The 11,946-nt window shown below is 71.1% G+C and carries 14 protein-coding genes and 1 pseudogene; 11 read left to right on the top strand and 4 right to left on the bottom strand.

Going from position 1 to position 11,946, the window contains the following annotated elements; all coding sequences use genetic code 11:
* A partial coding sequence (locus AB0L29_RS18655) for an integrase core domain-containing protein (RefSeq protein ID WP_365828402.1) occupies positions 1–100 on the top strand: 100 nt, incomplete at its 5' end.
* 15 nt (positions 101–115) lie between these two features.
* Here AB0L29_RS18655 and AB0L29_RS18650 read toward each other — a convergent pair.
* On the bottom strand, positions 116–727 hold the full coding sequence (locus AB0L29_RS18650; protein WP_003948568.1) for a response regulator transcription factor: 612 nt from the start codon (positions 725–727) through the stop codon (positions 116–118).
* Between the two features lie 380 nt (positions 728–1,107).
* On the opposite strand from AB0L29_RS18650, the gene AB0L29_RS18645 reads away from it, so the two are divergent.
* Positions 1,108–1,437: a WhiB family transcriptional regulator gene (locus AB0L29_RS18645; RefSeq protein ID WP_365828388.1), complete on the top strand. Its 330-nt coding sequence runs from the start codon at positions 1,108–1,110 to the stop codon at positions 1,435–1,437.
* Between the two features lie 149 nt (positions 1,438–1,586).
* Here AB0L29_RS18645 and AB0L29_RS18640 read toward each other — a convergent pair whose 3' ends face one another.
* Positions 1,587–2,483, bottom strand: a complete 897-nt coding sequence (locus AB0L29_RS18640; protein WP_365828386.1) for a LysR family transcriptional regulator — start codon at positions 2,481–2,483, stop codon at positions 1,587–1,589.
* 80 nt (positions 2,484–2,563) lie between these two features.
* Between AB0L29_RS18640 and AB0L29_RS18635 the strand changes: the two genes are divergently transcribed.
* From AB0L29_RS18635 to AB0L29_RS18620, 4 genes and pseudogenes are all read left to right on the top strand, one after another.
* A complete protein-coding gene (locus AB0L29_RS18635) occupies positions 2,564–3,232 on the top strand; it encodes an MOSC domain-containing protein (protein WP_365828384.1) in 669 nt (222 codons plus the stop codon).
* A gap of 362 nt (positions 3,233–3,594) precedes the next feature.
* A complete protein-coding gene (locus AB0L29_RS18630; RefSeq protein ID WP_365828382.1) occupies positions 3,595–4,368 on the top strand; it encodes an SDR family oxidoreductase in 774 nt (257 codons plus the stop codon).
* 187 nt (positions 4,369–4,555) lie between these two features.
* Positions 4,556–4,849 (top strand): annotated as a pseudogene (locus AB0L29_RS18625) (ester cyclase); the annotation flags it as partial.
* A gap of 235 nt (positions 4,850–5,084) precedes the next feature.
* Complete coding sequence (locus AB0L29_RS18620) at positions 5,085–5,897, top strand: hypothetical protein (protein WP_365828380.1); 813 nt, start codon at positions 5,085–5,087, stop codon at positions 5,895–5,897.
* 879 nt (positions 5,898–6,776) lie between these two features.
* Here the strand turns inward: AB0L29_RS18620 and AB0L29_RS18615 are convergent.
* Positions 6,777–7,001 carry a hypothetical protein gene (locus tag AB0L29_RS18615; protein WP_365828378.1) on the bottom strand — a complete coding sequence of 75 codons (225 nt, stop codon included), beginning with the start codon at positions 6,999–7,001 and terminating at the stop codon, positions 6,777–6,779.
* 150 nt (positions 7,002–7,151) lie between these two features.
* On the opposite strand from AB0L29_RS18615, the gene AB0L29_RS18610 reads away from it, so the two are divergent.
* The 4 genes from AB0L29_RS18610 (at position 7,152) to AB0L29_RS18595 (ending at position 9,554) form a co-directional block, all read left to right on the top strand.
* Positions 7,152–7,493 carry a helix-turn-helix transcriptional regulator gene (locus AB0L29_RS18610; RefSeq protein WP_365828376.1) on the top strand — a complete coding sequence of 114 codons (342 nt, stop codon included), beginning with the start codon at positions 7,152–7,154 and terminating at the stop codon, positions 7,491–7,493.
* A gap of 15 nt (positions 7,494–7,508) precedes the next feature.
* Positions 7,509–7,943: a hypothetical protein gene (locus AB0L29_RS18605; protein WP_365828374.1), complete on the top strand. Its 435-nt coding sequence runs from the start codon at positions 7,509–7,511 to the stop codon at positions 7,941–7,943.
* Positions 7,944–8,201: 258 nt separating this feature from the next.
* Complete coding sequence (locus AB0L29_RS18600) at positions 8,202–9,062, top strand: helix-turn-helix transcriptional regulator (protein WP_365828372.1); 861 nt, start codon at positions 8,202–8,204, stop codon at positions 9,060–9,062.
* A 57-nt stretch (positions 9,063–9,119) separates the two neighbouring features.
* Positions 9,120–9,554 (top strand): hypothetical protein, encoded by a 435-nt coding sequence (locus tag AB0L29_RS18595; protein WP_365828370.1) that lies wholly within the window; start codon positions 9,120–9,122, stop codon positions 9,552–9,554.
* Positions 9,555–9,821: 267 nt separating this feature from the next.
* Here the strand turns inward: AB0L29_RS18595 and AB0L29_RS18590 are convergent, their stop codons facing one another.
* Positions 9,822–9,947, bottom strand: coding sequence for a DUF397 domain-containing protein (locus tag AB0L29_RS18590; RefSeq protein WP_365828368.1), 126 nt, complete (start codon positions 9,945–9,947; stop codon positions 9,822–9,824).
* A 1,068-nt stretch (positions 9,948–11,015) separates the two neighbouring features.
* On the opposite strand from AB0L29_RS18590, the gene AB0L29_RS18585 reads away from it, so the two are divergent.
* Positions 11,016–11,906 (top strand): septum formation family protein, encoded by an 891-nt coding sequence (locus AB0L29_RS18585; RefSeq protein WP_365828366.1) that lies wholly within the window; start codon positions 11,016–11,018, stop codon positions 11,904–11,906.
* The last annotated feature ends 40 nt before the right edge of the window (positions 11,907–11,946 follow it).

The following is an 11,946-nucleotide window of genomic DNA, read 5'->3' as shown; positions in this document are numbered from 1 at the left end:
CCACTGGCTGGACTGGTACAACTACCACCGACCCCACACCGGCATCGGCGGCCAAACCCCCGCCAGCCGCGTCACCAACCTGTCCGGACAGCACACCTAGGCCCGAAGGCGGGGCCTAGCGCACCAGGCCCCACCGGAAGCCGAGCGCCACGGCGTGGGCCCGGTCCGACGCGCCGAGCTTCTTGAACAGCCGCCGGGCGTGGGTCTTGACGGTGTCCTCGGAGAGGAACAGCTCGCGGCCGATCTCGGCGTTGGAGCGGCCGTGGCTCATGCCTTCGAGGACCTGGATCTCCCGCGCGGTGAGCGTGGGCGCGGCGCCCATCTCGGCCGAGCGCAGCCGGCGCGGGGCGAGCCGCCAGGTCGGGTCGGCGAGGGCCTGGGTCACCGTCGCGCGCAGTTCCGCGCGGGACGCGTCCTTGTGCAGGTAGCCGCGGGCCCCGGCGGCGACCGCGAGCGCCACGCCGTCCAGGTCCTCGGCGACCGTGAGCATGATGATGCGCGCCCCGGGGTCGGCCGAGAGCAGTCGCCGGACGGTCTCCACGCCGCCCAGACCGGGCATGCGCACGTCCATCAGAATCAGGTCCGAGCGGTCGGCACCCCAGCGGCGGAGGACTTCCTCGCCGTTGGCAGCCGTCGTCACGCGCTCGACGCCGGGCACGGTCGCGACCGCGCGGCGGAGCGCCTCTCGGGCAAGCGGGGAGTCGTCGCAGACGAGGACGGAAGTCATGGCCGCCCTCCGCAGCTGATGCGCGTCACCTTGAGCCTCCAGGCTGGTACGAAATCGTCACCTGTGCGGTCGACCGTCTCGGACGCCCGCCCGAGCGCTTGTTCCTTCAACCGCCTCGCACTCTCAACGACGGTCACTCGAAAGAGTTACGGGGCTGTCTGCCATCTTCGGCACTCTACGTGAGGGGGCGCTCACGGTACCGACATGCACAGCCGACCCTCAATCTTTCATCACAACCTATGCCCCATTTAGACCCTTTTCTTCCCCTTTGCTGGTGTCTGCGACTAGATTCGCAACGAGTCATATTTTCATCTCCTTAGATCGTAGTTGTACGGTCGTGGACACCGGATCCGCCCAGAACGGCTACAAGGGGTCACGCAATGGCAGATTTCTCCCGCCTTCCCGGACCGAACGCGGACCTGTGGGACTGGCAGCTGCTGGCTGCCTGTCGCGGGGTGGACAGCTCGCTCTTCTTCCACCCGGAGGGCGAGCGCGGTGCGGCTCGGAGTGCTCGCGAGAACTCGGCCAAAGAGGTCTGCATGAGGTGCCCGGTACGCGCCGAGTGCGCCGCCCACGCATTGGCGGTACGCGAGCCGTACGGCGTGTGGGGCGGGCTGACCGAGGACGAGCGCGAAGAACTCATGGGGCGGGCGCGCAACCGGCTGGTGTCGGCGTCGACCGCCAGCGGACACGCCACGTCGAACACTTGAAGGAACGTTTCTGCAACCTGGGCACGCGTACGCGTGCCCTTGTTTTTTCCCGGGCGCCCCGTCCGCTCCCCCGGGCGGCCCGTCCGCCTTTCCCCGGGCGGCCCGCCCGTGTCCGGCGCCCCCGCCGTTCGCCGCCGGGCGGCCGGGGCCTACCGGGCCGCCGCCCGGGCCAGCTGGTCCAGGGTCGCCGCCACGGCCGGCACCTGCGCGAGGTCGGGCAGCGTGAGCGCGACGATCTCCCGTCGCACCGTCGGCTCCAGCGTCACGGTCCGTACGCCCCTGGGCCGTACGGACTCGACGGCCAGCTGCGGCAGGACGGCGACACCGAGCCCGGCGCCGACCAGGCCGACGACGGCCGGGTAGTCGTCGGTCGCGAAGTCGATGCGCGGGGTGAAGCCGGCCGTCTCGCAGACCTCGACCAACTGGCCGCGGCAGCGCGGGCAGCCCGCGATCCACGGCTCCCCGGCGAGTTCGCCGATGGCGACGGACTGCGCGTGCGCGAGCCGGTGGCGTTCGGGCACGAGCGCGACGAGGCGGTCCGCCAGCAGCGGCCGTACGACGAGGTCGTCCCATTCCTCGGCGCCCGCCCCGTCCGCGTAGCGGAAGGCGAGCGCCACGTCGCAGTCGCCGTCGCGCAGCATCTCGACGGACCTGGGCGGTTCGGCCTCCTCCAGGGAGACCCGGGTGCCGGGGTGGGCCTCGCGCAGCGCGGCCAGGGCCGTCGGCACGAGCGTGGAGCTGCCGCTGGGGAAGGAGACGAGCCGCACCCGTCCCGCGCGCAGTCCCGCGATGGCGGCGACCTCCTCCTCGGCCGCGGTGAGCCCGGCCAGGATGCCCGCGGCGTGCCGCACCAGCGCCTCACCGGCCTGCGTCAGGCGCATCTCGCGGCCGGTGCGGACGAGCAGCGGTGTGCCGACCGACGCCTCGAGGGCCTTCATCTGCTGGCTGACGGCGGGCTGGGTGCATCCCAGTTCGCGCCCCGCGGCCGAGAAGGAACCGGTGGCGGCCACGGCGCGCAGGACGCGGAGATGACGGGCTTCGATCACGCTCCGAGAATAAGCGAACCTTTGAATCGGTGGCGAATAATGCGTCGACGCTTTGGGATGCTGTCCCCTACCGTGCCGGCATGAGGCTTCTGTCAGTGAATCTGGGCCGCGCGAAGGCCGTGCCGTTCACGGATCATCCGGACGGCGTGACCGGCATCGACAAGCGGCCGGTGGCCGGACCGGTGCGGGTGGCGGCGCCCGGGCCCAAGGGCGTCGGCGCAAGCGGACTGGCCGGGGACGCCGTGTGCGACAGGCGGCACCACGGCGGCGACGACCAGGCGGTGTACGCGATGGCGCGCGAGGACCTCGACGACTGGGAACGCGAGCTCGGGCGGCCGCTGGCCGACGGCGTCTTCGGCGAGAACCTCACGACGCGGGGCCTGGACGTCTCCGGCGCGCTGATCGGCGAGCGCTGGCGCATCGGGTCCGCGGTGGTGCTGGAGGTCACCTCCGGCCGGATCCCCTGCCGCACCTTCCAGGGCCATCTGGGTGAAAAGAGGTGGGTGAAGCGGTTCACGGAGCGGGGGGCTCCGGGGGCGTACCTGCGGGTGATCGAGGCCGGCGAGATACGGGCGGGCGACCCGGTGGAGATCGTGCACCGGCCGGATCACGACGTGACGGTCGCCCTGCAGTTCCGGGCGGTGACCACCGAGCGGACACTGCTGCCGCGGCTGCTCGCGGCGGGCGGGGCGCTGCATTCCGAGGCGCTGGAGATGGCGCAGAAGTACGGGGAGAAGTACGGCGTCTGAGGGCGGCGGGGCAGGACGGGGCGGCGCACCGGGGCTGTCGGTCTGTCACGTCACCGAGTCGGCCGGGTGGTTGCGGTGCCGCCGCCCCTGGCGCCGCAAGGCCCCCGGGGAAACCCCGGAGGCGGACGGGGGTTGGCCCAGGGGCGGGTCGGAGCGTGTCCCGAGGACCGACGGGCCGTGAACGACGGCGCCGGACCCGCGCGGCCCGCCCCGTCCCCCACCTCGCCCCCCGCGGCGGAACCGGTCGTGGGGATCGTCGCGGGGACCGCCGTGGAGACCGCTGGACCCACCGCGGAAAGCGCCCCGCGCGACCCCCACCGCGCCGAGCGGACGCGCGCAGCCCGGGTAACTACTCTTGGGCCATGACAACGGCTCTGATTACGGGATCGACGGCAGGCATCGGGGCCGCGTTCGCGCGGCGACTGGCGGCCGACGGGCACAACCTGGTGCTGGTGGCCCGCGACACCCGTCGGCTGCGGGAACAGGCGACCGAGCTGCACGACCGGCACGGCATCGAGGCGGAGGTGCTGACGGCCGACCTGGCGGAGGACGAGGGCATCGAGGCGGTGGCCGCCCGGCTGGGCGACCGCAAGAACCCCGTCGACCTGCTGGTCAACAACGCCGGTTTCGGCAACAAGGGCCGCTTCCTCGACGTGTCCATGGCCGACGAGCTGAGGATGCTCAAGGTGCACTGCGAGGCGGTGCTGCGGCTGACGTCGGCGGCGACGGAGGCGATGCGGGAGCGGGGCCGCGGCGGAGTGATCAACGTCGCGTCGGTGGCGGCCTTCGTCCCCCGGGGCACGTACGGGGCGTCGAAGGCGTGGGTCGTGCAGTTCACGCAGGGCGTGGCGCGGGACCTGGCCGGCAGCGGCGTACGGCTGATGGCCCTCTGCCCCGGTTTCGTGCGCACAGAGTTCCACGACCGGGCCGGCATGGGCACGGACAACATCCCGAACTGGCTGTGGCTCGACGCGGACAAGCTGGTCGCGGCGGCGCTCGGCGACCTGGCCCGGGGCAAGACGCTGTCGGTCCCGGACCCGCGGTACAAGGCGCTGATGGGGGCGGTGAAGCTGGTGCCACGCGGCATGCTCGGCGGAATCACCTCGAAGACCGGGCGGAAGTACGGGCCGCAGTAGCGCGGCGCCGGAAGGGCTGCGCGGGAGTCGCCGGCAGGCCCGCGCGGCGCGTGAGCCGGCCGGGCAGGCAAGGGCGGTCCGGGCGGTTCCGCGGTGCGGGCGAGGCAGCGGGCAGGAGAGGCGCGCGGCGGTGGCCCGGCGGAGAATGGTGCTGTTCGACCGGACCGGGGGAGCCGGAGGCGGGACCATGACCTTCGTACAGCTCATCGAGTGCAGGACCGACCGGTTCGACGAGGTGAACCGGCTGATGGACGCATGGGTCGAGCAGACCAGGGGCAAGCGGACGGCGACGCACGCGGTGGTCGGCAGGGACCGCTCGGACGCGTCGCACATCGTCGAGATCGTGGAGTTCCCCTCGTACGAGGAGGCGATGCGGAACTCCAAGCTGCCGGAGACCGACCGCATCTTCCGGGAGATGGTCGCCCTCTGCGAGGAGGAACCCACGTTCACCGACCTGGACGTGGTGCGGGAGGAGCGGTTGTAGGCGGCCGGGCGCGCGGCGGTTTCGACTTCTCTCCTCGTTCCGGATCGAGGACCGGATCGCCCAGGGGGATCACGGTGGGCGCGGATGCCCTGGCTCACCCGGGTGCGCGACGAGCTGGTGGCGATCCCCGCCGAACGGGACCGGGTGTCCACGGCCGAGGAACCGGCGAGCGTGCCAGGGTCTCGGCGGGGGAGCCGGCTCCCCCGCCGAGACCCTGGCACGGTCCCTGGCCGTGGTGCGCGCCGCGGTCGAGGCGGAGATCCGCAAGCGGGACGACGAGTCCGGCACCGATGATCCCGGCAGTCCCGCCGAGGTGCCCGCGCGGCCGGCCGTACAGCGGCGCGGCGGCCGGATCGTCGTCCCGATGGAGGACCGGCCGGGCGCCGACGACCCGACGCCCGCCGAACCCGCCGACTACGCGGCGGCCCTGGGCGAGACGGCCGCCGACCTGGCCCGCCGGGAGCCGCTGCCCGGCCGGACGACGGTGCTGCGCGAGCTGCGCGCCGTCCCGGCTCCGGACGGCATGGCGCCGCTCGCCGGCACCCGGCTGGTGGAGCTGGCCGCGTCGATGGTGGGCGGGGTGGCGTTCTCCCCGCGCCTGGAGCTGTTCCCGCCGGACCTGGGGCTGTGCCACGCCCTGCGCATCTCCCAGGCCCCGGCCGGGGTCCGCCCGGAGAGCGGCATCCCGCTGGACGACCTGCTGTCCCGGGTACGGGCCCGGTTCCCCGGTCTTGCGGTACTGGACGGGACGACGTACGTCGAGCTGGCCGAGGCGGGTTTCCCGCTCGACCGGGATCCCGGTCGGCGGCGCCTCTTCCCCAGGGCCGAGGAGGGCTGCGGCAGCCGGCTCGGTCCGTCCTCCTCCGTGCCCACCAGCACCGGTTCCCTGTACGCGGCGGCCCAGGGCCGTGTCGCCGAGGGCCGGGACCCGCGGGAGGTGCTGTCCGCGCGGCTGACGGAAGCGCACCGCCTCGGTGGTTTCCTGACGCTCACCCTCAAGGGAGCGGATCCGCCGGGTGTGGCGGACGCGCTCGCCGTGCGGTAAGAGGTGGCGGTGTCGCCGAACTCCGTGTTCCTGGACGCCCTGCGGGAGCTGGCCGAGGAGCAGTCGGTGCGCTGGCAGGCGCTGCTGACGGCGGACGCCGAGTTCACGGCGAAGGGCACGCCGGGCGCGGCGCTCGCCTCGTGCACGCGGCCGGCGGCGGAGCGGGTGCGGCAGCGGGTGGTGGACGGGTCCCCGCGCGGTCGTGCTGCTGCACGAGGCTGGCAGCCCGGCCCTCCGACGCCGCCGCCTTGGCTCTCTCCCACTCTTCCCAGCCACTTCGCTCCCCCGTTCTCCATCCTGCTACGACGGACTTTGCTGCAGCCTTCGCCCATCGCTCGAACGAAGCTGTCAACTTCGTTAATTCGGCCAGCGGTTCGCCTACCTCGCGCTTCACTCCGAACGGGCGGGGCCGTCGATCGGATGGTGCGATCCGGATGCTCCGCGTCCGTCCGGCGCGATCACGGAACGCGGTACGGGGGTGAGGGTGGTGACCGGGGAGACGCCGGACGAGTTGTTCCTTGAAATTTCGAGACGGTGCCGGAACGGTGCGGTCACCCGTCTGACTGCCGAGTTCGGCTTGCCGAACCGCATTGCCGACCTCGCTTCCGCCTCCTCGACCGTCGAGGTCCCGGGCTCACCAGGGCGGGTGGCTCGGGATCTCCAGGCCGAACAGGTAGTTGCCGCTGGTTCCCCACGGGTCCTTCCCGGCTCGCGTGCCGGCCCGGTCCCGAGGGGGATTCGACATCCGTCGGCGTACCCGGGAACACCTGCGAGTCGGGATGCCGGCGGGCACCGCGGCGTGGACGTACCCCATGGCAAGAGGCCCCACCGGTGGTGGGGCCTCGCAACGCGGCACGGGAACGGGTCGGTGTCGTCGCGTCAGGACAGCGGCGGCTGTCCCCACTGGAAGTAGCCCCAGCCGCTCACGACGGCGACCAGCCACAGCAGCAGCACCAGGGAAATCCGCAGCTCCAGGTACCGGCCCGCCTTGACGTTCAGCCCCGACCGGTCGAGCCGGAAGTCCCAGGCAGGCGTCTGCTCCACGGAGCCGTCACACGTCTCGCATCCGTCGGCGCCCTTCCCGCTCTGCCTCTTCGCGGCCATGTCACACACCGTCCTTTCGTCGCGTCCCACCGGACACTACAACTCTACTTAGGTAGAAGACAACCTAGCTAGATCGGTGGAGGACCCCGGGCGCCGAGTGTTTCAGTAAGAGCAACATAAGTCGTGGACAAGGTAGGTAGAGTTGGAGGTATGAGTGGATTCCGAATGACCAAGCAGACCGAGCTGGTCCTCAGGGAGCTGCTCCAGAACCCGACGCGAGCCCACTACGGGCTGGCAATCGGTCAGGCGGTGGGACTGCAGAGCGGGACCATCCAGCCCATCCTGGCCAGGCTCGAACGAGCGGGGATACTGGAGAGCTTCTGGGAGGACCCCGACGAGCACGCCGCCAGCATCCCGCCCCGACCTCGGCGCCGCTACTACCGGTTCACCACGGACGGCGCGGAGCAGGCCCGCGTAACCCTGGCCCTGGCCATGGCCAAGAGAAGGAGGCCGGTGGAGTCCGGCATAGCCTCCACTCCCGTTACGGACTGATCGGACTGCACAGTGATGGTCACCGCTCTCGCCACCGCGGTTCTGTTCGTCTCGGCGACCCTGCTCACGCTCCTCGCCCTGCTCCTGGCGGGACGCGGCAGGAAGTCGACAGCACAAGTGATCAAACTGCTTCCCGAACCGCTAGACGTGTTTCTGGGCCGGGTGGGCAGGCGGCTCGTCTCCCTGTGGGGGGCCAGGCGGAAGGGAAGTCGGCACGAGAAGCGATCCGCAGCCGTCCACCGGGACAACCGGGTGGGCCTCAGGCTGCGCTTCATCAGCGCCCTCCTCCCCACCGATGAGAAATGGCGCCTCGAGGAGATGATGAACCACCGCAACGAGCTGCGGAAGGACGGCGGGCGCCTGCCCCCTTTCCACTACCTGACCACTTTCGCCGGGGCATGCAGGATGCGCTGGGAAGCATGGGCGTATCCCAGGCGCCGGATCGACTGAGACCGGGCCGCGGCACGAAGGGAGAGCGGCCCCCCGGGCCCCCACGATCGTGGGGGCCCTTCACGTTGCGGCGCCTACGCTTCCGGGACGACCCGCCGCGGGTCACCCGACAGGAACCCGACACCCTGAGGACAACCATGCTCATGTCATTCTGCTATGTGCTTTCAGCTATAGGCATAATGGGTGAAGCGAACTGGGAAAAGCGTTCTGCGCATAGCAGAAACGGTCCCGGGTACGCGCACGGCGGAAGGAGCGGCGATGACACCCTTTGTTGATCCCAGCCTCAACAGGCGAAAGCTGCGTATCGCGTTGCGCAGGGCCCGGGAGGACGCCGGCCTCACGCAGCGGGAGGCCGCGGAACGCTTGGAGTGGTCCCTGTCCAAACTGGTCCGGGTGGAGAACGGCACGGTGAGCGTCTCCGTGACCGACCTGCGCGCCTTGACCCAGATCTACGGCGTCACCGATCCCGCAGCGGTCGAGGAACTGGAGACCGCGGCCCGCGGAAGCAAAGGGCCCAGTTGGTGGTCGAGCTTCCACGACGTCGTCAATCCGCAGTTCGCCCAGTACCTGGGGTACGAGACCGCCGCCGTCAGCCTGGCCACGTACCACCCGATCGTGGTGCCGGGCCATCTACAGACCCGCAGCTACGCGGAGGAACTCCTACGTCCCCGCGTTTCCGACGCCGACCGGCTCACGCGCATCGTGGACCTCAGGATGAAGCGCCAGGAGCGGATGTTCGGAGGCCAGGGCCCCCAGGAGACGCTGTTCGTCCTGGACGAGGCCGCCGTCCGGCGCCAGGTCGGCGACCGCGCGGTCATGGCCGAGCAGCTCCGGCAGTTGCTGAACTTCGCCGACCGGCCCGGCGTGACCATTCGTGTCCTGCCCTTCGAGGCGGGCGCCCACTACAGCACCCTCGGCAGTTTCGTCCTGCTCGGCTTCACCGACGACGAGGACCTGCTGTACCTGGAGTACGCCACTGGCAGCATGACCGGGGGCGAGGACCCCGAGCTGCTGGGGCGCTACCACGAGTGTCTGGAGCAGATCTCGCGCTTGGCCCTCGGAATCCCGGAATCGCTCAATTTGATCCGCCGTGTCGAGCAGGACCTGGGCAGGGGCTGACCGGTCCGGGTCCCGCGGAACCGACGGCCGGTGGCATGAGCAGGGGGGAGGATCGAGGTGACGAGGGCAGCGTGGTGGCGCCTGCGGGAACGGATGCTGGTTTCCGGAGAAAGGCAGGAGCGCACGGGCTCGGCCGGCGAGGAGCCCGCAGAGGAGGCCAGGGGGTCGGACCGGGCGGAGGACCCCGTACACACGCACCCCGCCTCCATATCCCCGGAGTCCGAGGAACGGATCGTCGGTTGCGTCGCCGTGCTCGGACTCCTCTTGCTGGTGAGCGGGGTGACCGTCGTGCTCGCGCTCGCCAACGGATACTGGGACGTCTCGTGGGAGACCGTCATCTGGGCCGTGGCCAGCGTATTGTTCGCCACTTGTGTCGCCGCACTCGCCTGGCGGGTCGGGAAGGCGTGGCAGCGCCGGAGGAACGGCCCTACCGAGGCGACCCCGCCCGCGGAACGTGCGAAAGACGATCAGGACTCGGTGGGGAAACCATGACGGAGTGACGTCCGCACCACAGGCCCGCGCTTACCGAGACGGTGAGGAGCACGGCCATCCAGAGCACCCGCTTCGCCAGCGCGCTCTCCACCAGAAGGGACGCAGCGGCCGCGGTGCTCGTGGCGACCGCCCCGACAGCGAGCAGAAGGACCGCGGGGGTCGCGACGCCGACGGAGCGCGACCGGCCTCCACCTCCGGGCCGCTGCGCTGCAGACTTCTCGATGTCCATAACAGCCCCACACTTCCTGCTGTCCGCCCGTAAAGATGTCATGCGTTCCTTGGTTCTTCTCGTACCACAGCACGGAGGAAGCCGGTCCAGGCGAGGGCGGTGAAGCGCAGCACGACCGCAGCGGGTCGCTTCGAGTCACGCGCGAGGACGTGCCCCGCGAGCACGGCCACCTCCACGCACTCTGTCTCGTTGCCGCAGGCACTGCTTCTACGCCATAAGGGTCGCCCCTCATGAACCACCGCAGTCTCCCCCCGATTTCCCGAGCCGCCCAAAACGGGTGCCTGTCAAGCGTAGTGGTCGGCGGTGCACCGCCGCAGGCGAGTGCCGAAATCCCTGGCTGCACCTTTGCCAGCAGTGCCCAGTCGATCACGAAGAGCCACCTTGAGTTCAGGTTAGGGCCAGCTCGTCCAGGCGTGCCATAGGAGAACCGGCCCATTCGGGGTACGCCCGCGCTCCATGGAGGCTTCTTGCGCCGTCCGCCACCCCTTCCCGCTCCGGACGGGACAGGTGTCCGCATCACCACCCGGCCCCGGACGGCACCTCCCGTCCCCCGAGGGGCGGAGGCAGGTCCGGTGCCCCGCGCCCTCGTTCCGTCCGCCCTCCCCCACCTCTCCCCGAGCTCCGCCGCATCCCCCGGGGTATGCACGACGAACTCGCGCGGCCCATCTCCGCCCGGCTCGCGGCGGGCCATACCCCGAGCACCGTCCGTACCCACGTCCTGCGCGGCCTGCCCGACGGCGACCCCCCGGTCCACCGCCCCGGCAGCCTCCTGCCCCACCTGCTCCGCGAGGACCCGCCCGTGTCCAACCCTGGCGACACCGCTCCGCCGCCGGCCCCGAACCCGGCCCGCCCGCCCGTCCGGCCGCCCTCCGGGAGTGCGAGGGCGACCACGTCCAGGCGACGCTGTTCCGGCCGGTCGGCGACGAGACGCGGTGCCGCCGCTGCCTCGGCTCACCAGTGCCCGCGCGCCCGGGAGCGTCCGCTCCAGCAGGTCCGGGCCGCGGTCGACGCGGCTAGGTGGGACCGACCGGGACGTCTCCGTGGACCCCACTGTCGTTCGCGCCCGCCGACATGCCTGCAGTGCCCTGAGCGATCCGCCGCCTACAACCTTCGCGGCCTGTCGCGAGTCGGAGACGCCGCGATGAGGTGAGGGCCCTCGCATCACCGGTCCACAGAAATGGCATACGATGCGCGCGCCCCTCATAAAGATCACATAAGAGGATGTACACGTCATGGCAATCCGTGCCCCCTATCGTTCCCTTCGCGGCATACCTGCCGTCGCCGCTCTGCTCGCGATCGGCGCGGTGGGGTGCTCGGATGTCTCCGACGCCGTCGACAGCGCCAAGGACGGCGCGAAGAAGGCGGCCCGCCAGCGCTCGGTGTTCTCGCTGGACCTCGGCGACTGCTACAACCCGAACGGCAAGGCCGAGGGGACGGCGTACGCCGTCGAGATCGTGCCCTGCGACGAGGCACACGAGGGCCAGGTCGTCGGCGAGTTCGCGGTCGACGAGGGCGAGAAGTACCCCGGCGACGACGGGATCTCGGCGATCGCGGACGAGCGCTGCCCGGTCGAGGCGCAGAAGTACGCCCCGGACACCTGGGCGCTCCCCCAGGGCGTCAGCCTCTTCTACTACACCCCGACCAAGGAGAGCTGGGCGACCGGCGACCGTGCGGTGAGCTGTACCTACACCGCGGAGAAGGGCGCCACGTTCAAGGGCTCGCTGGACACCGCGAAGTCCCTCAAGCCCGAGCAGCTCACGTACCTGAAGGGTTCGAACGCGGTCTACGAGGCCCTGTGGGCGAACCAGCCCGAGAAGGACACCGTCGAGGACGACCTGGCCGGCTACAAGGCGCAGGCCAAGGCCGTCGCGGCCGCCCTCGACGCACATGTCGAGGGCCTGGGCGGCATCAAGGGCACCGAGGTCGGCAAGCTCCGCGCGACGCTGACGAAGGCGGCCGGGAACTGGAAGAAGGCCGCGAACGCCGCCGACGCCGACGCGTTCTACACCGCCTACGACCCGGCGTTCACCGACACCGACCCGAACAAGTCGGTCGCCGCCCGCAAGGAACTGGGCCTGGCCACCACCGTCCCGGCCGACGAGGCCGAGGTCTGGGCGGGCTGACGCCCCGTCGGACGGGCGTGGCCGGGTCCGTCAAGAATCC

It is taken from the genome of Streptomyces sp. NPDC052701, from assembly GCF_040678355.1.
Classification (GTDB): Bacteria; Actinomycetota; Actinomycetes; order Streptomycetales; family Streptomycetaceae; genus Streptomyces.
The sequence above is the reverse complement of the archived record's forward strand: the minus strand, read 5'-3'. Positions and strand labels throughout refer to the sequence as shown.